General features: G+C 67.0%; 15 protein-coding genes and 2 tRNA genes. 7 read left to right on the forward strand and 10 right to left on the reverse strand.

Annotation, left to right across the window (positions count from 1 at the left end; translation table 11 throughout):
- The first annotated feature begins 12 nt into the window (after positions 1–12).
- Complete coding sequence (locus tag F7O44_RS28510; RefSeq protein ID WP_162453727.1) at positions 13–201, forward strand: hypothetical protein; 189 nt, start codon at positions 13–15, stop codon at positions 199–201.
- 33 nt (positions 202–234) lie between these two features.
- Here F7O44_RS28510 and F7O44_RS28515 read toward each other — a convergent pair whose 3' ends face one another.
- On the reverse strand, positions 235–1,770 hold the full coding sequence (locus F7O44_RS28515) for a fibronectin type III domain-containing protein (RefSeq protein WP_162453728.1): 1,536 nt from the start codon (positions 1,768–1,770) through the stop codon (positions 235–237).
- Positions 1,771–1,984: 214 nt separating this feature from the next.
- On the opposite strand from F7O44_RS28515, the gene F7O44_RS28520 reads away from it, so the two are divergent.
- Both F7O44_RS28520 and F7O44_RS28525 read left to right on the forward strand, forming a co-directional pair.
- On the forward strand, positions 1,985–2,182 hold the full coding sequence (locus F7O44_RS28520) for a hypothetical protein (protein ID WP_162453729.1): 198 nt from the start codon (positions 1,985–1,987) through the stop codon (positions 2,180–2,182).
- Between the two features lie 56 nt (positions 2,183–2,238).
- Positions 2,239–2,733, forward strand: coding sequence for a hypothetical protein (locus tag F7O44_RS28525; protein ID WP_162453730.1), 495 nt, complete (start codon positions 2,239–2,241; stop codon positions 2,731–2,733).
- Between the two features lie 126 nt (positions 2,734–2,859).
- Here the strand turns inward: F7O44_RS28525 and F7O44_RS28530 are convergent, their stop codons facing one another.
- From F7O44_RS28530 to F7O44_RS28540, 3 genes are all read right to left on the reverse strand, one after another.
- Positions 2,860–4,494: an LCP family glycopolymer transferase gene (locus F7O44_RS28530; RefSeq protein ID WP_162453731.1), complete on the reverse strand. Its 1,635-nt coding sequence runs from the start codon at positions 4,492–4,494 to the stop codon at positions 2,860–2,862.
- Between the two features lie 97 nt (positions 4,495–4,591).
- The gene (locus F7O44_RS30805; protein WP_162453732.1) at positions 4,592–6,244 is read right to left on the reverse strand and encodes an LCP family glycopolymer transferase; all 1,653 of its coding nucleotides are present in this window, start codon (positions 6,242–6,244) and stop codon (positions 4,592–4,594) included.
- 288 nt (positions 6,245–6,532) lie between these two features.
- Positions 6,533–7,207, reverse strand: a complete 675-nt coding sequence (locus F7O44_RS28540) for a phosphoribosyltransferase (RefSeq protein ID WP_162453733.1) — start codon at positions 7,205–7,207, stop codon at positions 6,533–6,535.
- A 65-nt stretch (positions 7,208–7,272) separates the two neighbouring features.
- Here F7O44_RS28540 and F7O44_RS28545 point away from each other — a divergent pair.
- Positions 7,273–7,364, forward strand: a tRNA-Ser gene (locus tag F7O44_RS28545).
- Between the two features lie 54 nt (positions 7,365–7,418).
- On the opposite strand, the gene F7O44_RS28550 is transcribed toward F7O44_RS28545, so the two are convergent.
- The 3 genes from F7O44_RS28550 to F7O44_RS32185 form a co-directional block, all read right to left on the reverse strand.
- Positions 7,419–8,819: an aspartate aminotransferase family protein gene (locus F7O44_RS28550; protein WP_162453734.1), complete on the reverse strand. Its 1,401-nt coding sequence runs from the start codon at positions 8,817–8,819 to the stop codon at positions 7,419–7,421.
- A gap of 81 nt (positions 8,820–8,900) precedes the next feature.
- A complete protein-coding gene (locus F7O44_RS28555) occupies positions 8,901–12,350 on the reverse strand; it encodes an AfsR/SARP family transcriptional regulator (protein WP_162453735.1) in 3,450 nt (1,149 codons plus the stop codon).
- A gap of 376 nt (positions 12,351–12,726) precedes the next feature.
- Entirely contained in the window at positions 12,727–14,175 is a 1,449-nt protein-coding gene (locus F7O44_RS32185; protein ID WP_162453736.1) for a DUF4232 domain-containing protein, read from the reverse strand.
- A gap of 115 nt (positions 14,176–14,290) precedes the next feature.
- Between F7O44_RS32185 and F7O44_RS28565 the strand changes: the two genes are divergently transcribed.
- Positions 14,291–14,749: an ASCH domain-containing protein gene (locus F7O44_RS28565; protein ID WP_222851792.1), complete on the forward strand. Its 459-nt coding sequence runs from the start codon at positions 14,291–14,293 to the stop codon at positions 14,747–14,749.
- Here the strand turns inward: F7O44_RS28565 and F7O44_RS28570 are convergent, their stop codons facing one another.
- A complete protein-coding gene (locus F7O44_RS28570) occupies positions 14,750–15,448 on the reverse strand; it encodes an LmeA family phospholipid-binding protein (protein ID WP_162453737.1) in 699 nt (232 codons plus the stop codon).
- 92 nt (positions 15,449–15,540) lie between these two features.
- Complete coding sequence (locus F7O44_RS28575; protein WP_222851793.1) at positions 15,541–16,671, reverse strand: MDR family NADP-dependent oxidoreductase; 1,131 nt, start codon at positions 16,669–16,671, stop codon at positions 15,541–15,543.
- Positions 16,672–16,856: 185 nt separating this feature from the next.
- Here F7O44_RS28575 and F7O44_RS32190 point away from each other — a divergent pair, with 185 nt between their 5' ends.
- A complete protein-coding gene (locus F7O44_RS32190; protein ID WP_162453738.1) occupies positions 16,857–19,619 on the forward strand; it encodes a winged helix-turn-helix domain-containing protein in 2,763 nt (920 codons plus the stop codon).
- 36 nt (positions 19,620–19,655) lie between these two features.
- Here the strand turns inward: F7O44_RS32190 and F7O44_RS28585 are convergent, their stop codons facing one another.
- Positions 19,656–21,497 carry a phosphoenolpyruvate carboxykinase (GTP) gene (locus F7O44_RS28585; protein ID WP_162453739.1) on the reverse strand — a complete coding sequence of 614 codons (1,842 nt, stop codon included), beginning with the start codon at positions 21,495–21,497 and terminating at the stop codon, positions 19,656–19,658.
- A gap of 364 nt (positions 21,498–21,861) precedes the next feature.
- Between F7O44_RS28585 and F7O44_RS28590 the strand changes: the two genes are divergently transcribed.
- Positions 21,862–21,934 (forward strand) — tRNA-Arg (locus tag F7O44_RS28590).
- The last annotated feature ends 938 nt before the right edge of the window (positions 21,935–22,872 follow it).

Here is a 22,872-nt window from a genome sequence, read left to right on the forward strand (position 1 = left end):
GGAGGAATGGCTATGGCGAGGAACACACCGGTCGTTGTCGGCGGGATCGCCATTGGCGCCCTGATCTTGATTTGGTCGCCGATCCCGTTTCTGCTGGCGCTCCTGATCATCCTTGGTCTGCCCGTAGTCGGTTACCTCATGCTCGACCCGTCGCAACGTCGTCGGCTCAAGGACCGGCGTCGTCGGCAGATCGGGCCCTGATCACGCTGGGATGAGGCGGAGCCTGCCGCCGGGTTACGGCTCCTCGCCTCGACGCGCCATCGTATGCACCTCGATGCTGGCGTGTTCGCTGTAATTCCCGGCGGCGTCGAAGGCGGCCACCGAGAACGTATACGTGGTGGCGCCGTCGAGATTATTGATGGTCGTGGTCGTCGAACCCGTCGTCGCGGCGCGCCGGCCGTCCATATAGACCGCGTACCCACTCACACCGACGTTGTCCGTGGAACGGGTCCATTCGAGCGTGACCGCTGTGATGCTCGACCTGCCGTGCAGGTCACCGGGCTTGGTCGGCGCGATCGTATCTTCGGTGGTTGCCTCGGTCGACGCCTTGCCGCTCACATTTCCCGCCGCGTCCATCGCCGCGACCGAGATCCGGTATGTGGTGGCTGGCGTGAGATCGCCGACGGTGGCGGTGGTACCGCTTGCCGTGCGGGAACGCTTCCCGTCCACGTACACGGCATAGCTGGTCACACCGACGTTGTCGCTCGACGGGCTCCACGTCAGCGTTAGCGCTTCGCCTTCTTTGGCAGAGACGACGAGGTCCGACGGCGTCGTCGGCGGCTCCGTGTCGAGGGTCGTGGCAGTGACCGACGCCGGCGCGCCCACGTTGCCGCCGCCGTCGATCGCTGCGATCGAGATGACGTACGAGGCTCCGGAGCGCAGTCCGCTGATCGTCGTGCTGGTACCCGGCACGGTGTCCGTACGGCTGCCGTCTACATGCACGGCATAACCTTCGACCCCGAGATCAGCGGTTGATGCATGCCACGTGACCACGACAGAACTGCCGGTGCGCTCGGATACCCCGAGGTTTGCGGGCCGCGTCGGCGGCGAGGGCGAATCCGTGGGCCGGGGCGGCTCGGTTCCCGGGGTCTCATCAGTCGGCTGGTCCACAGGATCGTCTTCCGGCCCGGTAGCTGGCTCGGCAGGCGTCTCGGACGGCTCCGGTGACTCCGTGAACTCAGGCTCCGGCTCGGGCTCGGGAGTACCTGGCGGCAAGGTCGAAGGATCCGCGGCCCGGTCGGGGTGCTCGTCGCGGATGTGATGGTCGCCGATGCCGCCGTCGAGTCCCATGGCGTATCTGGCGCCCGTGTCTTTGCTGGTTGGAGCCGGACCACCAGAGCCGGTGAGGGTGAAGACCATGGCGAGAGCGGCGGCGGCGCCGATGGCGGTGGACGTCCTGAGCGCGGGTCGCCGGGCATGCGTCTCGGTGTCCGCGGTCAGCTGGATATCCGGCGTGGTGTGGGCAGCCGAGCAGGCCGTCACCGGGACGGTCGAAATACGGGCTGCCGCCCGGTCCGGCACCACCTCCCGGACGCTCACCGAGCCGTCAGGCTCGACCCGATGCAGGGTCCGGCGACCGCTCGGATACCGCGTCGCCACGGTGACGCGGCGGTCGGTCCGGGCGGCGTAGTCCATGAGAATACGGACGACCCTCGAGTTGGTGGTGGCTTCGGCGTACGGCTCGGAGTCGTCACCGATGAACAGAGTGACCGCTCCGGAGTCGTCGACGAGGATGACCGCGTCCGCGGCGCTACTCGGGTCGGGGATCACGGCCGGGGAGTCACCTTTCGAGGACACGCCGATAGATAGACGGCGCACACGCTCCCACGTGCGCGCAACAGTGAGCTTTTCTAGCAGACTGCCGGGGCAGGCGCAGCCTTGATCGGAAAAACGACCAGCCGTGGCTGCGGGTCCCGATCAACTGGCGCGGGGCGGCGTCACACGGCATGCTAGGTGTCGTGGGAGATCAGGGGGCCAACTGCTCATGAGCGCGCAGGTAGCGATCGTTTGTGATCATTGCGGCGACATCGGCGCGGTGGGGGCGGCGCCGCCGGAGCTTCGCGCGAGATTGTCCGGCTGGACCTGGCGCAACGGTCTTGACATCTGCCCGCTCTGCCGGCTTGTCGTGAAAGACCGGCGCCGGGAAGACCGTCCGGAGAGCGGCCGGCAAGGGGCAGGATAAGCCGACGACGTGACGCCAGGGTCGGCCACGGATCTCCGATACGCGACACTGGGTTTGTGAGTCGTATTGTTTATCGCGCCCCGTTGGCGCTGGGCGTGCGTGGTATCGGTATCGGCGCCATCGGGCTCGGCGTCGCGCTGGTCGGTGCTGTTCTGACATTGGCGGCCGGTCCCAGTGGCGTGCTCGCGGTGCTCGTCTGGACGGTTCTGGCAGTGTGCGCCGTCGCGGCCGGCACGGTCCTTGCCACCGGGGTGCTTCGCGCCACCGGACTACGTACTCGGCTGGTGCTCGACGACGACGGTTTTCTCAACGCCACCGGTCCAGGAGCGGGGGTGCGCCGAGTCGCGTGGCGCGACGTCCGCAAGGTCCAGTCCGACGGAGCCGTGGTGTCGGTCGACCTGGCGGGCAGCAAACAGAGCGTGATCCGGACCAGCATGCTGGATGTCGAGCCGCGGGTTCTCGCCCGTGAACTGCGTTCGAGGCTCAATCGCGACCGTGGTTACAAGCCGCTGGGTACGGCTGCCGTCGAAGATCCACCCAGTGCCCCGTGAAGTCGGTGTCGGCTCCGGTTCTTATGGGCCGACTTCAATACCGCCAGGTGGCGTAGAACGTGGCAGAAGGCCGGTAAACCCACCTGGCGGTATTGAAGTGCTCTACAGCGCCCCCGAGGATCCCGGTCAGCAGACCGCGTCGGTCTCGACCGGCTGGTCCGGGTCTACGGCGACGCCGTCGTCGTCTTCCGCGTCACCGTAGGTGTCCAGGTCGCCTTCATCCGCGCCGGGCTCTTCGGTGTCGTTCTCCGGTGTTTCTCCGGCGGCGTCGTTGTCCTGGCCGCTCCCGTCGTCCGGATCGGTTTCGGCATCCTGTGTCGTGTCGTCCCCGGATTCGGCGTCGTCGTCCGTGTCACCTGACTCTGGGGCGCCGTCGAGCACTCCGGCGATATGCGCCTGGAGTTGTTCGTAGTCCGGATTCCCCGGCGTGGTTCCCATGGTCGCTTGGAAGAACTCGCGGTCCAGCGTGAGACTTTCCATTGTTCCGCCTCTGACCTCGAACGCGAGGTCGATCAGGGCGGGGAACAAGTCTTCCGGGAGATCGGTCTTGACGATCTCCTTCGCCGCTGAGGCGACGCTCTGATACTGGGTGAACAGGGTGGAGGGGTTGGCTTGGTTGGCCAAAGCGCCTAGCAGACACTGCTGCCGAGCCATCCGGTCGTAGTCGGTGGACATACAACGTGATCGCGCGAACCAGAGCGCCTCGCCGCCGTTGAGCTTCTGATTGTCGCCCTGCCTGATATAGCCGCGTGGAGTAGTGCAGCCCTGACCGTCTTCCCGGTTCTTGTTCCCGATGGGGATGTCGCGCGGGACGTTGACGGTCACACCGCCCAGCGCGTCGACAAGAACCTGGAAACCCTCCATGTTCACGAAGATGAAGTAGTCGATGTTGATGGCGAGCGCGCCTTCAACGGCCCATTTCGTGGCGTCGGCTCCAGCATTCTCGGTGCCTTCGAACTGCTCCGGGTGCAAGGCCGGGGCATTGCTGTAGATGGACATCGCCATCCACTCCCGCTCGTCGCCGGGCCCGTCGAAACCGTGCGGGTAGAGCTCGGCCAGCGGACTGTCCGGTGCGAACGGCAGCCGGCGTAGATTTCGCGGAATGCCGATCATGGTTGTATCGCCGGTCTCGGTGTCGATGCTGGCCACGATCATCGAGTTGAGCCGCTCGCCTTCCCGGCCCGGCCCGGCGTCGCTGCCGAGCAGGAGAAGGTTCAACCGGGGGATATCCGCCCACGGGTCGCTGGCGTCGGCGATGTCCGGTGTGGTGAGGCTGTCGCCACCGGATATCGCCCCGATCAGATCGCGTTGGACGAACGCATTGCGGGCCCCCAGGGAGAGTGGCGCGACGATCAGCGATGTGACCACCACGACGACGAGCGCACCAGCCAGCCGCTTACCGGGAGGCAGGCCCTCGGGCTCGAGCAGGCGGTGGGTGACGAGCGCGATGATCAGCCAGACGACCGCCACCGCAGCTAACCCGATACCCACGGTCATCAGCATCTGACGATCGCCGCCGTAGGACGCGAGGCGCCGGTTGGGGACGACAACCGCGATGGCCAGCATCGCCAGCACAGAGCCGATGAACAGCGTGAGGATGGTGGCGCCCAGGCGCCGTCTGCCGGCCGCCATCAACCCGGCGCCGGGGATCAGCGTTCCCATGGCGGTGCGGGCCAGGAACCGCCCGAAGCGAGGACGACGCCGGTGGCGCAGCGCTCGCCTGCCTCCGTGGCCGCTGGACGGGCCCCCGGCTCTGCTCATGGATACGGTGCCTCACATGATCGGGATACGGGCCGCAGTCTAGTCTCGGCTGGGCGACAACGAGGACACCGGCCCGCCGGGGCCAGGCGATCAGACCTCAGCAGACCTCGTCGGTCTCGACGGGCTGATCGGGGTCGTGTTCTTCCTCGGCTCCGGAGTCGTCATCGGTGCTCTGCTCGTCTTCGGTCACCCCATTGTCCGGCGTTTCCGGGACGTCGCCGCTGGCGGGGGTGTCCGATGCATCGTCGGTCTCGTGCTCACGAGGGGCACCGGCCTCCGTGTCATCGGCCGGGTCGTCCTCGGATGAACCCGCCGACGTCGTGGTGTCGTCCGGGGAATCGTCGTCGTCCTCGGAGGGGGCGAGGATCTCGCCGATCCGGGTGTGCAGTTGGTCATAGTCGGGGTTGGCCGCCGACGCGCCCATCGAGTTGAAGAACTCCCGATCGAGGGTGAGGCTTTCGAGGGTGCCGCCTTGGACCTCAAGTGCGAGTTCGATCAGGGCTGGGAAGAGGTCCTCCGGGACGTCGGTCTGGATGATGTCGCGGGTGGCCGAAGCCAGCTCCTGGTACTTCGTGAGAACTGTCCGGGGGTCGACCTCGTCGACGATGGCGCCGAGCACGCACTGCTGGCGGGCCATCCGGTCGTAGTCGTCGGAGCCGCACCTCGAGCGGGCGAACCAGAGTGCGTCGGCGCCGTTCAGATGCTGGCCTTCTCCGGCTTGGATGTAGCGGCGGGCCTGGGTGCATCGGCCAGTGCCAGGAATCTCCTTGTTGCCGACCGGAATGTCGCGCGGGACGTCGAGGGTGACTCCGCCGAGTGCGTCGACAATGGCTTGGAATCCCTCGAGGTTGACCATGACGAAGTAGTCGAGGTCGATGCCGAGTGCGCCTTCGACGGCCCACTTGGTGGCGTCCGCACCAGGGTTGCCGATCCCCTCGAACACGTCGGGATGCAAGGCCGGCACATTGCGGTAAGTGGCGTTGATCATCCACTCGCCCTGATCGCCCTCACCACGGAATCCACTCGGATAATGCTGGACGAGCGGGCTTTCGTCAGGGAACGGGAATCCCTGGAGGTTCCGTGGGACCGAGATCATGGTGGTGTCGCCGGTCTGAGTGTCGATACTCGCGACGATCAGCGTGTCGGGGCGCACGCCCTCCCGGCCGTCGCCGGCGTCGCTGCCGAGAAGCAGCAGGTTGAGCTGTGGAATATCGGCCCACGGGTCGCTGACATTGGCGATGTCCGGTGTCGTGTGACTGTCGCCGCCCGCGATGGCACCGATCAGGTCACGCTGGGTGAAAGCGTTGTTCGCCGCCACGGAGAGTGGACCGACGATGAGTGATGTGACGAGAACCACGACGAGTGCGCCACCGAGGCGTTTGCCGGGCGGGAGTCCGTCCGGTTCGAGTACTCGATGCGTCGCGAGGGCCACGATCAGCCAGACGAGCGCGGCAATCGCCAGCGTTGAGCCGACAACCAGCAGCATCTGCCGGTCTCCACCGTAGGAGATCAGCCGGCGGTTGGGTACCAGCACGACGGTGGCGAGCAGCGCGAGGATCGACAACGTGAACACGACGACCAGGAAGGTGCCGATGCGGCGCCTGCCGCCCGCGATGAGCCCGGAGCCGGGGATCAACGCGCCGATGGCGGTCCAGCTGATGAACCTTCCATAGCGTTGACGGCGCTGTTGCCGACGCGATTCGAGCCGGGAACGGCGTGTTCCGCCGCGGACTCCGCCGGCTCTGCTCACGACACTCGCCTCTCATACACGATCATCGGACCGCGAGCCAGTCTAAGGGGTCGGCGAGTCTGCTGACGGCCGCACGCTCAAGAGTTGCCTCTTAGAGGCCGCGCAGAATGGGAGTCGCCTGGCTCGCGTGCCCGGGCATCCTGGCTGGCGGCGTTGTCGTCAGTCGTCGCACAAACCCAGTGCGACTCCTTCCTCCGCCTTGCCATCAAGGCGCCCGACCCCGCTCGCTATCAAGCGTCCCATTCTGCGCGGCCTCTTCCTGACTCAGTATTAAGACGAACAACTGGGTCAAATGGTTGCGGAACCATCGAGAAGACGCTTCACCGTGGCGTCATCGACTTGGGTGAAGTCGTCGAACCATTCGCCGACGGCCATGAAGTCGGCGGGTAGCCTGAGCACCACCATGTCGTCCACGTGTGAAGCCAGCCGCGCGGCGGTATCGGGTGGCGCCACCGGAGCAGCGAGAATCACCCGCTCGGGTGCTGGCCGGGCGTTCTCGAGTAATTCGACCGCGGCCAGAGCCGTAGCGCCGGTGGCCAGGCCGTCGTCAACCACGACGATCATCCGTCCGCCGAATTCGAGAGATGGTCGTCCGGCCCGGAAGAGTCGTTCCCGGTCCTGTGCTTCCCGTTGAGCGTTGGCGAAGGCGACCTCGGCATCCTGGTCGCGAAGCCGGGATCGACGAATGACGTCGGTGTTGTGAATCCGCAGCCCGGATGCGGTCACCGCGCCTATCGCCAGCTCACGGTGCCAGGGCACGCCCACCTTCCGGACGACGAGCACGTCCAATTCGCCACCGATGACCTCGGTCACGGCAGCGGCCACTACTACGCCCCCACGTGGTAGCCCCAGCACCAGTGGCGGCTGCATGGGTGAGCCGCCCAATCTCTCCAGCAGCGCGCGACCGAGTTCCCGGCCGGCCTGCTCGCGATCTCTCCAAGGCCCCATTTTGATCCCCGTCATGCTATGACTTTGCCCTCTCGGGGCTCGGACGGGTAGCCTTACCAAGCTGCCGGTTTCGGCGGCATGGAGGCGTCGCCTAGTCCGGTTTATGGCGCCCGCCTGCTAAGCGGGTTGAGGTTCACCCCTCTCGCGGGTTCAAATCCCGCCGCCTCCGCCATTGTCAGGGCCGTTGGCCAGCTGGAGATCATCACTCGATGGTCACCAGATGGCCTCAGGAGGGCACCGAGCCAACGGCCCGGCTGCGGAGATTGCGCAGCCCGATCTTCGCAGTGGCGCCGAGCACGCTGCGGTGGCGACGCGCGATCGATTCCATCGCGTCACCAATCCGGTCGGCCTGCGCGTCCGTGAGGATCAGCGGCGGCTCGATCCGCATCACGTTCGGGTTGTTCAGCGTGTTGATCGTGATGATGTTGTGCTCCTGCCGGAGCAGCGCCGCGGCGACCGCGCCAGCGTATTCGCGGGCGAAGCCGGCCCCGATGCGCGGTGAGCCGAACTGGATACCGATCAGCAGACCGCGCCCGCGAACCTCGTCGATCAGCGGGTAGCGATCGGCGATGTCCCGCAGCCTGGCGATAAGCCGCCGGCCCACGCGGTCCGCGTGCCCCGGGAGCCGATCGCGCAGCAGGATCTCGAGCGTCTTCAGCCCGACGGCGCAGGCTCTCGACCCGCCGCCGAAGGTGGACGTGTGCAGGTGCGCGGTGTCGCGGCTGCCGTACACCCGGTCCCAGACGTCCGCCCGCGCGAGGCAGGCCCCGAGCGGGAACAATCCGCCGCCGAGCCCCTTGGCGAGACACAGGATGTCGGGCGCGACGTTGTCGCGGTCGCACGCGAACAGCGTGCCGGTCCGGCCGAGCCCGGTTTGGATCTCGTCGACCACGAGCAGGGTCCCAGTCTCGCGGCACAGCCGCTCGGCGCCTTTGAGATACCCGTCGGGCGGCAGGACGATCCCACCCTCGCCCTGGATGGGCTCGACGAAGAAGCCGCCGAAGTCCTTCGTCCGGAGTGCCTTCTCGAGGGCGTCGAGGTCGCCGTACGGCACCCGCTCGCAGCCGGGAAGCAGCGGCCCGAACGGCTTCTGGTAGACGGGACGGCCGGACACCGAGAGAGCGCCTATCGACTTGCCGTGGAACGAGTTGGTCGTCGAGAGCAGCCCGGTGCGGCCCATGCTGCCGCGGACCAGCTTGATCGCGGCTTCGATCGCCTCCGTTCCGCTGTTGCAGAAGAAGACCCGGCCCAGGTCGCCCGGTGCCACCCGCAGAAGCGACACGGCCAGCGCGGGGGTAACCGCCCCCGGCCAGATCTGGAGGAAGCCGGGCAGCGCGGCCACCCCGTCGAGGGCGGCGATCACCTCCGGATGGTTGTGACCGAGGTTCACCGAGCCGAAGCCGGCGAGACAGTCGAGGAACTCATTGCCCTGATCGTCGGTGAGGACAGCGCCGTGAGCCCGGACGACCGCACCGGTCTCGCCGAGGATGCGAGCTTCGGCAACCGCAGTTGGGTTGATCGCCTCGGCGTACCACCGCATCGCCTCGGCGTGAGACGCGTCGAGCGCGGCATCGAGCGTGATGATCTCTGGCTGTGCGTGGGGGGCGGTCTTCGGTGCGACAGACATGATTACCTCCTGCTTCGCTCCTATTGCCTCGGATGACCGCTAGCCTCGGCCTTGAGGTGTCAGTCGAGCGTCAATGGAGCGTCAGTCGGCTGCGATGGTGTAGCCGGCTGGTCGGAGCCGGAGGTAGACGGGACGCGCCCGAAGGAACGCGACGATTTCGTCAGCGCGGTCACGATGCTCGTCGGCCCTAGCATCGGCGGCGTTCTCAGCCAGGGCGGCGTGTGCTCGCGCCTGGTCGTACGGCATCGCCATCCGCTCGGCGACGACGAGGCTCTGCTCCCACGTTTTCACCGCCCGGCGCGGACGGCCGCCCAGGCAGGCGAGCCAGCCGGACGCCCACAATGCCCGCGGCCTCGCAACCGGATGGGCGCGCGCGAATCGGTCGAGTTGCCGGCATGCCAACCGGGCACCACTCACCAGTTCGGGCCGTGGTTCAGCCGCGATGTCCCATAGTGCGAGCCAGACCTGGGCGAGGTGGCTGTACGCCTCCATCGCCCACGCCGGGTAGAACCGGACATCGGGCACGGTGGATCGGGCCGCCCGGGCGAGGGTGAGTGCGGCCTGGTCCTGTCCCTGGGCGAGCCGCACCGCCGCCAGCACTGCGGCGCTCTTGAGGATCTCGGGAGGGGCCAGGTCGCGGCTGCGCTCGACAGCCTCGGCCTGGAGGGCCGCGACGCCGCAGAGATCACCACCGAGACCTAGTGTGGCGTCGGTCAGCCCGTTCACGCACCAGTTGGTCGCGAATTGGTCGCCGAACGCCTGCGCCCCGCCGAGTGCGTGGCCGAACGACGCCAGCGCGTCCGCGAACCGGCCCTGGTACAGCGCGGCGACCCCGGCGAGCGCATGCCAGATGGCCAGCCGGTGCTCTGCCTGCTTGTGCGCCGAGATGGTGGCCCTGGCCACCAGGGCGTCGAGGTCCGCCCAGGCTGCGTTGGCAACGTGCGAGAGTGCGCGGGTCTCGAGGCCCAGCAAGGCGAGGTCCGAGTTGCGGGCCCGTGCCACCAGCGCGTCAGCGAGCTCGCCGTACCTGCGACCGAGCCCGTGCCAGCCGAGCATGGCCAGACCGTGCCCGAGTTCTGCGTACGCGGCACTGGCCGCCCCGGGGTCGTGACACCGGTCGGCCGCGTTTGCCGAGCGCAGGGTATAGAAGGCGACCGGCAGCGGCTGCTGGAGGTTGTACATGGTGTTCCCGAGCACACTGAGCATCTCAATGATCGCCTCCTCTTTGCCACGGGCGCCGGGAGGGAGCGGTCGCGCCGGTACCAGCCGGTGCATCACCTGGCGGAGGCACTCCCGCGCGATTGCCAGGCGCAGTGCCGGGCGGTGGCGGGGCAACGGCTGTCCGAGTGCGGCGAACGCGGCCTCGGTCTCTGCGATCGTGCGTTCGACCCGCCCGAGCTGGAATGCGGCCGTCCCGGCCCAACGGTGCCAAGTTGCGGCGCGGGCTGCGGAGATGTCGGGACGGGACAGCGCCGCGTCGAGCATTCCCAGCGCTTCGGCGAACCGGCCGCTGCGCTGATCGAGGTGCCACAGCACATGGACGCATGCAGCGAGCTCGTCCTCGCCACCGTGGGCCGCCAGCCATCGGGTGGCGGCTCTGATGTTCGCGAGGTCGGGTTCCAGGGCCTGCTCCGTACCGTCCTGGCCGGTGTGCGGCCATTGCTCGGTCGGTTCGCCGGCGTGTGCGGCCGCTCTGCTCGCGAAGTACTGGGCGTGTCGGGAGCGAGCGTCCTCGGCGTTGCCTGGATCTTCGTCGAGTTTCGAGGCCGCGAATTGGCGCAGCAGCTCATGAAGGTCGAACCGGGACGATATACCCGGCCGCACGACGGAGCGGTCGACGAGGCCGGCCAGGTCCGCGGGCGACGCGCCGGCCACTACGCGGGCGGCGTCGACGCTGAATCCGCCGCGGAAGACAGAGAGCCGGGCGAGCATCCGGTGTTGTGAACGGTCGAGCAGTCGCCAGGTGGCTTCCAGCACCGAGCGCATGCTGCGCTGGCGATCCGCGACGATGCCGTGGTTTGTCGCGAGGGCGTCGAGATCCGATCCGATCAGCTGCGCCACCTCACGGGTGGCCAGCGATCGTGTCCACTGCGCCGCCAGCTCCAGCGCCAGCGGCAGACCACCGACCAGTTGACAGATCTGCAGAACCGATTCCGGGTCGTCCGCGATGGAGAATCCCGGGCGTACCTGACGGGCGCAGCCGGCCAACAGCACTGCGGCCGGCGCGTCCTCTAGGCCGTCTTTTACGCTGTCCGGGTAGGCCAGGCCGGCGACATCGAACAGCCACTCGGTGCCGAGCCCGATCCGCTGTCGCGACGTCGCGAGCACGGTCAGCCCGGGCGACCCGTCCAGCAGCGCGGTGAGGAGCTCTGCGAGGTCCAGATGCTCGACGTTGTCGAGAACGAGGAGGATCTTCCGGCGCGCCACCACTCGTCGGAGGGCGTCCAGCGGCGAGTCCTTCCATGGCGGCAGGCCGAGCTTCTGCGCGACCTCACCGGCCACAACGCTCGGTGACGCGTTGCTGGGGAGCGCTGCCAGCGACACGAAAGCGACCGCGTCGAACGCGTGGGCGATATCGGGCACCGCGCCGATTGCCAGCCGGGTCTTCCCGACGCCTCCGGGGCCGACGAGGGTGAGCAGCCGACAAGCCTCGTCCAGGAGCAGCGCCTTCACCCGGGCGGTCTCGCTCTCGCGCCCGACGAGCGGTCCCGCGGGCGCGGGGAAGGGACGGGGCGCGAACCGGACGTCTGGATCCGGGCGGCGCGTGTCGGCATCGGCATCGTCCGCTGCGGGCCGGGCGTCGCGGTAGCCGGCAGCGGATGTGCGATCCTCCCTCAGCAGGCGGTCCCGCACCAAGACAGTCTCGGCAGACGGATCGACGCCGAGTTCGTCGGCCAGCACCAGCCGGCAGGTTTCGAACTGGGCCAAAGCCGCGGCCCGTCGGCCGGTCGCGGCGAGCAGCTCCATCGTTAGTCGGTGAACGGCTTCGTCGAGCGGGTCCAGCGCGAGTAGATCCCGTGCGATCGACAACGCCTGCTCGGGATCGCAACCGGCCATCGCCCGAGCGGATGCCCCCAGCCCTTCGATCGTCGCGTCCCTGATGCGCCGGCGCTCGCCGGCGAGCCAGGTCTCGAATCCGGGAGCACCGGGCACGTCCAGGCCGTCCATCAGGTCGGCTCGGACCAGCGTCCGCAGCCTCGCCACCGAGAATCTATCGCCCGCCGTGAGCAGGTTAGACAGCTCGTCGAGGTCGACCTGCCAGTCGGCGCCCGGACCGACGTCGCGGGCCGAGACGTCGATATGCGCGCGGAGCGTCCGCCGGAGGCCGAGGAGCAGCATGCGCAGATTCGCCCTCGCCCGGTGGTCGGGCAGCTCACCCCACAGCAGCCCGGCAAGCTCCCTGCGGGAGTGTCGCTTGCCGGTGACCGCCAGGTAGCCCAGCAGCGCAGTGGCCTTCGCGTTGAGGTCGACCGGCACTCCGCCGTGGCTGACTGACGGCCGCCCCAGGACCTCGACTCGCAGCTTCCCCATCGCCACTCGCTTCCAGCCACCCGCACAGCGCAGGCACCGATGCTCCGAGCGTAGTCCGAGGTCGGCCCACCGGTGCAGGCTTGTGCGCTCTGCGTCGTACGTTTCTGGTGGTCGTCGCTGGAATACTACGCGGTCATGGCCGATCGGATCGCCGATCCGTGGGGCCGGCGTACTGTGTACAGTCCCGGCGGCGATCACAGGTGCTGGCGGGGTGGACCTCGTAGTCATCGCGGGCGTGGGATCCGGACCAGGCTGCATCGGTGGGCTTGCGAAGATCGTATGTGACCCGGTTTCGTCATTCCTCCCGAATGAAGCATGACAGGTCGCGGACACGTGCAACGCATTCGGGTGAGCGTTTGAGGTCTCGTCAGAAGTGTTACGACCAGCCCTCAAGTGCTTGGACCCAAGGTCCGAGCCTCACGTCACCGCCGTCGAGAATGTCGAGGCCCGTGGCCGAGCTTTCGTGCTCGGTGACGTCGAGCGACACGGGCTCGGCATCAGGAACGGCGGTCACGTCGATCGTCGTCGTCACATCAGGATCGTTTGCGGTCGACATGGCGCGCCACTTCAGCGGCGCCAGGATCTGCTCGCCGGGCGGGACCACAAGGCGGGCGGGGATGACTCCAGGTGAGTACGGTTCGATCGTGATGTCCTTCTGAGCCACCCCGTCGGCGTTGCCGAACCGAATGCCCGGAGCTCCTTCGATGGCGCAGGGGCCGTCGGACACGTTACTAGCGCGCAGCGCCGCGTACCGGGCACCGGTAGCGGCGTCGGAGCCGCCGTACCGGACGTCCAGGTGCGCACTGGTGCAGGCGGGCGCGGATGGGTCGTCGGGCCACGCCTCAACATCGGCGGGCAGGGGCAGGGAGTGTGCCTCCGGCTCCGGCGGAGAGAACGCCGAAACCCACCCTTCGGTGAGGGTGGCGTAACCCGGCTCGGAGACCGTGAAAGCTACCGGGAGCCCGATATCCGTCGCGTAATCGTGCTCCTCCAGCCATCGGCTGAGTTCCTGTGTCTCGGGGGCCTCGGCGGGCCAGGTGGCGCCGACCGAGATGTGAGGAGCGGTCGAATCGCTGAAGGAAACGGACTCGACACCAGGACGCGACGCCGCATCCACGGCGAGCCGCACCGCGTCAGCATCGGGGAGGGCGCCGTAGCCGTTGTAGTGGGTGTTGTCGCCGGCGACGTGCAGGTCGGCGGAGCGACCGAGCTCGGCGGCCAGCTCAGCCAAGGGAACCATTCCGGCAGCGTCAGCCGCAGTGATCCCGATACTGGCCGGCGGGGGCGTCACCTCCTGCTCGGACCCAGCGTCTGCGGTGTCGGCTAGAGGGGACCCGGTTCCGTACACACTCACCTGCCGCGCCCCGGCCTGCCAGATCGTGAACGCGTCGGCGATGTCGGCCGCACCTGATGCCGCCGTGTACCGCAGCTCGAGCGGGGGTAGGGCAGCGACTCCGTTCTCGTCCTCTGATTCCCCCGCGCTCACGCGCAGGAACACTGATACGGCGTCGCGGGCCACGACGTCTGCGGCGGGGACGAGAAGCGCGTGCGCGTTCTCCGCAGTGGCCGCGGCGTCGTCGGGAGTGAGCGTGGCATCCAGGCGCATATGGATGTCGACCTCCGACGGCTCCGGGCCGAACGTTGTCGCGACGGAGGCGGTGGACTCGCGATGCTGCATGTCGACCGACACCACGCCAGGGAGTCGCTCGGCCTCCCTGATCGCTTCGCGAAGCTCATCGAGGGCTGGCTCCCACGGACGCCACACGGCGACGGCCAGGACCACCGCAAATGGAAGTAGGAACAGTGCCGCCTTCGATCGAGTCACCGTCCGATTGTGCCAGAGCGCCTGGCTAGCAGTCCGATCGTGACGGGCACGTGCTGCTGGCTCATGCGGTGTCGACGGGTCCGCAGCGGACGGACCGGTGTGGTTGGCTAGCAGCATGACCTGGCCACGTGTTGATGATCTGCGCACTATCGAGTTCGGTTCGCCGGGGGCGCTTCGAACTCAGCTCACCGACCTGGTCTTGCGCGGGCAGAAAAGAGCCACTGCCGGCCTGCGAATCGAGTACGAGGTCGACGGCGAGCGGCTCGAGCGCGTCGGAGAAGTGCTGGCTGTGCTCGGAAACGATGGCGAGCCCGTCGGCACGATCGAGGTGACGCAGGTCGACGTCGTCCCATTTGACCAGGTCACTTGGGAGTTCGCCGACGCCGAAGGCGAAGGTTTCACCGACATCGACGACTGGCGGGCGCAGCACCGGAGCTTCTGGGAGGGGTTCTCGGCCAAGCGGATTCAGGCGCATCTCGGCGACGCACAATGGTCCATCCGTGGTGACACGGAGGTCGTCTGTGTATGGTTCCGGCTTCTCGACAGTGGGGCTTCAGCAGACGCCGCTGATTGATCACCGGGAGAGAGGCACGTCGTTGGCGCTCAGATCGACGGCGAGTCCCGTCGACTCCGCACGCGCGGAGTCGACGCTGAGGTCGTACGGCAGCGCGGGAAGTGGCACGTCCACCGATGCGGCGCTTGCCAGCTGGTCCACCTGCGCTTGAGCTTCGGCCGGGAGATCGACCGAGTTGTCAGCGGCGAGCTCAGTGACCCGCATATGGAGCGTATTGCCGTTGATCCCCACTGAGGCGCTCCCCGCGAGAGCCACCGACGTACCCAGGACATCCACCGGCATCCGTACCGCTACCGTTTCTCTGCCCGCGGCGGACAGTTCGAGTCCGTCGAGGCCGGTGAACGCAGCGACGCTGTCGTACCCGACTATGGCAGTCCCGTCGACGCGTCCGGCATGGATCGGGCCGGATCGTTCAATCAGCGTCGACATGGGCGCGGTGACGTCGCTCGCTACGATCTCCACGTCAGACAGCTGGACCGCGTCTGCCCCGACATCGCGTAGGTGCAGCGTCACCTCGGCGTACTCGCCCGACACAACCTGAGTCAGAAAAGGGAACCCACCGACGCTGACGTCGGGCTGGCCGCCGTTGACCTCGTAGTTGGTCAGCTCCCGGGCCACCTGGTCGGCCAATACTCGCCCGGCGATCCAGGCGCTGATCCGGTCGACCGCCACGAACAGTAGGCCCAGCACGACAAGCACGAGGAGAGTCCGTCGAAATATCCGCACAAGGGATAACTCTCTCATTGGTCTCAGGAGCGGCCGAGTGCCGCTTCGGCAAATAGTCGTGTTGATCAGGGATGCAGGCGGATGAGGACTCGGTCGTGGTGGGAGGTTCCGCGTTCCATTGCGACCAGCGCCGACGGCGCCTGGTCGAGGCCGTGATAGACGAGCTCGTGTGAATACAGGGAGCCTTCGGCGAGCCAGCCCGCGGCGTGCCGGATGTAGTCGGGAAACGCCGCTAGATGCTTGCCGATCTGCACGCCATGTAGGGAGAGCTGCTTGTCGACGATTTTGTGCAGGTTGTGCGGGCCGGGGATCTGGTGGTGACAACACGAGTCATTGCCGTGGCTCACCAGCGCCGCCCGGCCGCCGGTCCGCAGAGTCTCGATCGCGGCCTCGAGCAGCGGGCCGTCGGCTGTGCCGACGTAGACGTCGACCCCATCGGGTGCGAGCCGGTTGAGTTGCCGGCTGATCGAGCCGGCGTGGTGGTCCACAACCAGGTCGTATCCGTGGACCTCGAGCGCAGTCAGCGTGTCCTCCGGTCCGCCGGCTGAGCCGATGACCTCGGATGCCCCGAGCTTGCGGGCGATCTGGCCGGCTGCGTTACCGACGGGCGTCGTCGCGTTGGCGATGAACGCGACGTCCCCGGGCTGGAGTGTTGCAGCGGTGGTCAGAGCGGCGTAGGCCGTCAGGCCCGGAATGCCGAGAACTCCGAGGTACGCCTGTGCCGGAGCGAGGTCGGTGTCGACGACGAGCGCGTCCGTGGCGTCGACTACGGCGTACTCGCGCCAGCCGAGAAAGTGCAAGACGGTGGTGCCGACGGGTATATCTTCGGATCGGGTGGTGACGACTTCGCCGACGGCCGCGCCGTCCAGGGCGGAACCCAACTGGTAGGGCGGGTGCGCCGGGGCCGGGACATTGTCCATCCGGCCACGGACATACCGGTCCACCGAGAGCCAGGTGTTTCGCACGAGGACCTGTCCCGGGCCGGGGCGCGGCGTAGACGTGACGGCTGTTTCGAGATTCGCCGGGCTCAGGTCACCTGGCCGCGACACCAGGCGTATCTCCCGGCTGGCTGACGGTGCGACGCCGTCGGCACCCACGGTCTCTGCCCGCTTCGGGTGGATCGTGGCCAGCAGGCCCTGCGCATCGTCCATGGGGGGAAAACGGCTGGCTGCCTGCAGCAAACTGAAGATGGTCATGTGGCCCTCTGCTTCTCCGTCTACGTGCCGACCGATACTTCGGTCCTGCGGCACATTACGAAGCCGAGACCGCTTTCGTCGTCATCCGTTGGTCGACCCCGGGGTGGAAGCGTGACCGAAGGGGAGTAGCAGCGGCGCCGTTACGATGGCACCCATTCAAGCCACGCACCGGGGGGAACCGAGACGTGAATGGCGAGCTTGCCGGTCAGCAGGCCGGGATGTCCATGGTGGACCCGCACGAAGGGCTGCTCGCCACCAAGCTCTACATTCCACCACCGCCGCCCGGATTCGTTTCCCGTCCGCGTCTGACGAGCCAGCTCGAGGAAGGTCTGCGCGGGGCGCTGACGCTGGTGTGTGCGCCGGCCGGATCCGGCAAGACAGCGTTGTTGTCCGAGCTGAGCAGGCGACACAGGGGCAGTGCCGGATGGCTGGCGCTGGACTCGGGTGACAACGACCCCGTCCGGTTCTGGCGTCACGCCGTGGCCACGCTGGCGCCGAGCCGCCCAGGGATCGTCGAGCGCGTCGCCCCCTTGCTGGGACCTCCTGCGCCGACGACCTTCGACGGTCTCGTGACCGCTGTTGTCAATGAGCTTGCCACCGAACCTAACCTCGTCGTGCTGGTCTTGGACGACTACCACGTGATCGATACCGAACAGGTGCACGCTTCTTTGCGATTCCTGCTGGAGCATCGGCCCTCGCAGCTGTGTGTGGTGATAGCTAGCCGCACCGAGCCACCGTTGCCGCTGGCGCGCCTTCGCGTACGCAGCGAGCTCACCGAGTTGCGTGGCGCTGAGCTGCGCTTCACTCTCGAAGAGACGGGGACTCTTCTGGGCGGCGCCTTCGATGCGAGCTTTCGGGACGAGGCGGTGGAGACGCTGCTCTCCCGCACCGAAGGGTGGGTGGCCGGTTTGCAGCTCGCCAGTGTGTCGCTGCGAAGTCAGCCGGATCTCGCCAGGTTCGTCGCTTCGTTCTCCGGCAGTCACCGCTATGTGCTCGACTACCTGACCGAGGAAGTTCTGGACCACCAGTCCGATGTCATGCGCCGATTCCTTCTGGAAACCTCGGTGCTGGAACGGCTTTGCGGGTCGTTGTGCGACGCCGTGACGGGCCGAACCGACAGCCAGCAGATGTTGGAGGCCATCGAGCGAGCGAACCTGTTTCTCGTGCCCCTCGACGAGAACCGTGGTTGGTGGCGCTACCACCATCTGTTCGCTGACCTGCTCCGCAACAGGTTGGACGGTGCCCGGCCGGACCGAGCAAAGGAGTTGCATCGCCGGGCCGCCGCATGGCATGAACAGCATGGGCCGCCTGACCACGCCGTCCGGCATGCGGTGAGCGCCGGCGAGTACGTCATGGCGGCGCGTTTGATCGAGCGATACTTCGACGAGCTCTACCTGAGCAGTGAGGCGGCCACGGCGTCGCGGTGGATCGCGGCGTTACCACCTGACCTGGTCGCTTCCCGGCCACGGTTGAATCTGGTGCAGGCCGCGTTGAACCTCATCGGAGGCCGGCTGGATGTGGTCGGGGAGTTTCTCGATGTCGCCGAGCGTGCCGAAGGCGAGGCGGCGCAGGAGCCGTTTGAGCCCTCCGTCGGCAGGGCCGCGAGCAGATTCGTCAACATTCCGGCGGCGATCGCGGTCGGGCGCTCGTACATAGCGCACCTTCACGGTGAAGGCGAGGCCGCGGTGGTGTACGCATCCGAGGCTTTGGCGGCACTCGACGACACCGATCAGATGCTGGAAGGGCTCGCGCATACGAGCAGGGCCATGGGGGTGTGGGTCCGCGGCTGGGTCGCGGAGGCACAGCACGGTATGGAGTTTTGTGTGGGCCTGTGGCGCTCGGCCGGTCACGACGATCTCGCCATGGTGGCCTCATCGGGCCTTGGCCGTATCCACCGCGCCCGAGGGCGGCTCGACGCCGCACTGGAGACGTGCCGCACGGCGCGGCAGTCGATGACTTCGCCGGGTCGTCCGCTGGCTCCGGCAGCGGGCATCGTCCAGGTGGAGATGGCCGAGGTGGCCTATGAGCGGGATGAGTTGGAGCTGGCGGCTGAGCTGGTCAACGAGGGTTTGTCGCTGTGCCGGGAGCTTTCCTTCGCCGAGTTCATGTCGCGGGGGCTGGCGCTCCTGGCTCGGATCCGTCACGCACAGGGCGATCCCGCTGGCGCTCGCCGAGCAATGGAGATGGCCGAGAACCACTCGGACCCCGTCATTGCCGATCTGTTGAACCCGGTCCCTGCGCAGCGGGCACGGCTCTTGCTCATGCAGGGTGAGACCGCGGCTGCCGCCGAGTGGCTGGCCAGCCGGGGCGTCGGCGCCGATGACGAGCCGACCTATGCGGCAGAACCCGCGTATCTCGTGCTGGTCCGTCTCCTGCTTGTTCAGGAGCGTGCTCCTGAAGCGCTCCGGCTGCTGGACCGGCTACGCACCCTGGCGTCAGCACAGCGTCGCGATGGGAGCCTGATCGAGATCGAGGCGTTGCGGGCGCTGGGGTGGGCAGCTGTGGGCGACACCGAGGTTGCGCTTTCGGTGCTCGGTGCGTCGCTGAGCCTCGCCGTTCCCCAGGGCCACGTCCGGGTGTTCGTGGACGAAGGTGACGCGATGCACAAACTGATCGGCCGGTTCATCGCCAACGAGCACCCGGGACAGCCATCGGTTCCGGTGAAGTATCTGGGCACGTTGACGCGAGCTTTCTCCCGGAGCTCCGGAGACGCTGCCCCCGGGGCTGCCGCGTCGTCCACCGCCGGTATCGTCACCGGCCTCAGCGAACGTGAGCTGGAGGTCCTGGTTCTGCTCGCGGCAGGCAAGCAGAACCAGGAGATAGCCAAGGAGCTCTTCGTGGCGCTGAGCACCGTCAAGAAGCACGTCACACACATCCTGAGCAAGCTTGGCGCCGCGAATCGCACCGAGGCCACGGTCCGAGCCCGCGCCCTCGGCTTGCTGAGCTAGCCCGGCCACCGCGAGCCGGCTCGTTGTCGGGCGTCCTCAGCCGAGGCGCGTCTTCAGGCCGTCGAGCTCCGACCAGAGCAAGGTGGGCAGCTTGTCGCCGAACTTCTCGAACCACTGCGTGATGCCGGGCACTTCTGCTCGCCACTCGGCCGGATCGACACGCAGGCAGGCTTCGAGCTGTTCGCGAGTCAGATCCAGACCGCTGGTGTCGATGGCCTCCGCGGTAGGAACGCGCCCGATGGGTGTTTCCGTCGCCGCTGCGGTGCCCTCGATGCGCTCGATCACCCATTTCAGTACGCGACCGTTCTCGCCGAAGCCGGGCCAGATGAAGCCGCCGTCCTCACCACGGCGGAACCAGTTCACGTAGAAGATCTTGGGCAGCTTCGCGGAGTCTGCGTCTTTGCCCATGGAGATCCAATGCCCGAAGTAGTCTCCGCCGTTGTAGCCGATGAACGGCAGCATGGCCATCGGGTCGCGCCGGACCACCCCGACCTTGCCCGCGGCGGCCGCCGTGGTCTCGGAGGAGAGGGTGGCGCCCATGAAGACCCCGTGCGTCCAGTCGCGGGCCTCGGTGACCAGGGGGATCGTCGTCGCCCGGCGTCCGCCGAACAGGATCGCGGAGATCGGCACGCCGCGGGGGTCGTCGTACTCCGGCGCGATGATGGGGCATTGTGTGATCGGGGTACAGAACCTGGAGTTCGGATGCGACGACGGCTGCGATGCGCCCTCGACATCCGGGCGCCAGCTGCGCCCCTTCCAATCGGTCAGGTGAGCCGGAGGGTCGTCGGTCATGCCCTCCCACCAGATGTCGCCGTCGTCGGTGAGCGCGACATTGGTGAAGACGCTGTTGCCCTTGTTGATGGTGCGCATGGCGTTCGGGTTGGTGTCCCAGCCGGTGCCCGGGGCCACACCGAACAAGCCATATTCCGGGTTCAACGCGTAGAGGCGGCCGTCTTCACCGAAGCGCATCCAGGCGATGTCGTCACCTAGAGTCTCGACCTTCCAACCGGGAATGGTGGGTTCGAGCATGGCGAGGTTGGTTTTGCCGCAGGCGGAGGGGAACGCGGCAGCGATGTAGCGGACGTTGCCCTGCGGCGAGGTCAGCTTGAGGATGAGCATGTGTTCGGCCAGCCAGCCTTCGTCGCGCGCCATGACGCTGGCGATGCGCAGCGAGTAGCACTTCTTGCCGAGCAGCGAGTTGCCACCGTAGCCGGATCCGTAGGACCAGATCATGCGTTCTTCGGGAAACTGCGTGATGTATTTGGTCTGATTGCACGGCCAGGGGACGTCCTCTTGGCCAGGTTCCAGCGGCGCGCCCACCGAGTGCAGGCACGGAACGAAGTCCGCGGTGGAACCCATCGCCTCGAGCACGTGGGCGCCCATCCGGGCCATGATCCGCATGGAGGCGACCACATAGGCCGAATCGGTGATCTCCACGCCGAACATCGGGTTTTCGGAGTTCACCGGTCCCATGCAGAACGGGATGACATACATGGTGCGGCCCTGCATGCAACCGCGGTAGAGCTCGGTCATCTCGGCCTTCATCTCTGCCGGGTCCCGCCAGTTGTTGGTCGGCCCGGCGTCGGCCTCGTCGACCGAGCAGATGAAGGTGCGTTCTTCGACCCTGGCCACATCGGAGGGGTCAGTGCGGGCCCAGAAAGAGTTCGGCTTCTTCTCGGGATTGAGGCGGACCAGCGTTCCGGCATCGACGAGTGCGTCGGTGAGCATGGCCCACTCGGCGTCGGAGCCATCACACCAATGGATCCGCTCCGGGCGGGTAAGCTCCGCGACCTCTCGGACCCAGGCCAGCAGGCGCGGATGTGAGGTGGGAGCGTGGTCGAAATCTTGGGCGAGGCTGTGATCGGCGATAGCTGTCATGGTGGTCGTTCACCCTCCACTGGCGATCTGCCGTCGATGTCACCGGCCGACGGCGGGTAAGCGAAAGCCACCCGATCCAGCCCGTTCTGGAGCGGGTGAACTTCCGCAGGTTGATTCGACCGTACGGCGGCAATCTCAGCTCGTGGAACAGTGCGGAGGGTGAAGAGGCTCACAACCCAGCGTCAAAATACGTATAAATGGGACTTTGGTCCGTACCTCACCGGACCACGAAGTATCTTGGTCCGTACCAGTCAAGCTCGGTTTGGCCCCGGGCAGTCACGACTCGAAGCGGGGTGCATGTGCTGCCGATTTCGACTCTGCGCCGCGGGCCGGTACACTCGACACCGGTCCGGAGACGGACTGGGCGCCCCTAGCTCAACGGATAGAGCATCTGACTACGGATCAGAAGGTTGGGGGTTCGAATCCCTCGGGGCGCGCAAACTAAAGTGGCTGGTCAGGCGCGAATTGACCAGCCACTTTGTCATTCCTGATCATGATCCTTTCATGATCAGGAGCCCGATGGAGCCCGCGAGTTTTCCGCTGTGCCCGCGGCACTGGCGGCGGCCGCTTCGGCTGCCGCCCCGCTCGAAGGCATCGGAACCTGCTCCGGATCCAGGATCGAGCCGTCCTCGCGTGTGAACACATACGGCGTCTCAGTCCAGGCGCTGCCACGTTCGGAGCGAAGCTCGGCTCGCCGGTTGAGGTGCTCGCGCAGTATTCACGCCACAACTTGAATGCGGACGCGTTCGGCGCACACTTGCGGGCCGCTGCCAGCCGGGTCTCGTAGCCGGTGTGCCACTCGACGATCCTGGCATCGGTCCAGGTCTTCGGCCGTTTCCTCCGGGATCGGTACCCGTCGCGGTGGTGCAGCGGACTCGGCGTGGTCGACACTGCGCTGTCGACTGGCTGATGGGGAACGGCCGCAACTGCGGGCGTACCCGAAGTTCGCCGCACAAATGGCGAAGTTCGTCGCCCCCTTCGTCGACGGCAGGAAAGCCGACGCCGAGCTTCGGGTCGGTGCATGAGGCCGGGCCCGTGTGCGGTCGCCGAGCACTCCCTGACAAGACACGCACGGACTTCTGCTAGGTGACATCGGAGGAGCGGTGGGCTATCGCCCGGATGTGACGGCCGTGATCACAGTCGACGAACTCGGCGATGCTGCGACGACGATCACTTCACCAACAGGACAGGTGAGCGTCGATAGGGCTGACGTCGATCCGGAGCGCTGGTTTGCTGAGCACAACCTAGCCCTGTCTTTTCACGGTGATCTTGGGGTGAGGGTGTGTCAGTAAGACGAAAAGTGCTCCTGAGCAGGGAGAATGAGAGTGTCTAAGTCTTGTTCGCCCGGCTCGAATGGAGCACTTTTCGTATGGTT

The sequence above is a fragment of the Phytoactinopolyspora mesophila genome (genome assembly GCF_010122465.1).
In the GTDB taxonomy this organism is placed as follows: domain Bacteria; phylum Actinomycetota; class Actinomycetes; order Jiangellales; family Jiangellaceae; genus Phytoactinopolyspora; species Phytoactinopolyspora mesophila.

Coding starts and splice junctions, on each gene's coding strand:
- F7O44_RS28510 (WP_162453727.1), top strand. CDS start 13: ATGGCGAGGAACACACCGGTCGTTGTCGGCGGGATCGCCATTGGCGCC.
- F7O44_RS28520 (WP_162453729.1), top strand. CDS start 1,985: ATGAGCGCGCAGGTAGCGATCGTTTGTGATCATTGCGGCGACATCGGC.
- F7O44_RS28530 (WP_162453731.1), bottom strand. CDS start 4,494: ATGAGCAGAGCCGGGGGCCCGTCCAGCGGCCACGGAGGCAGGCGAGCG.
- F7O44_RS28540 (WP_162453733.1), bottom strand. CDS start 7,207: ATGACGGGGATCAAAATGGGGCCTTGGAGAGATCGCGAGCAGGCCGGC.
- F7O44_RS28550 (WP_162453734.1), bottom strand. CDS start 8,819: ATGTCTGTCGCACCGAAGACCGCCCCCCACGCACAGCCAGAGATCATC.
- F7O44_RS28555 (WP_162453735.1), bottom strand. CDS start 12,350: ATGGGGAAGCTGCGAGTCGAGGTCCTGGGGCGGCCGTCAGTCAGCCAC.
- F7O44_RS28565 (WP_222851792.1), top strand. CDS start 14,291: ATGACCTGGCCACGTGTTGATGATCTGCGCACTATCGAGTTCGGTTCG.
- F7O44_RS28575 (WP_222851793.1), bottom strand. CDS start 16,671: ATGACCATCTTCAGTTTGCTGCAGGCAGCCAGCCGTTTTCCCCCCATG.
- F7O44_RS28585 (WP_162453739.1), bottom strand. CDS start 21,497: ATGACAGCTATCGCCGATCACAGCCTCGCCCAAGATTTCGACCACGCT.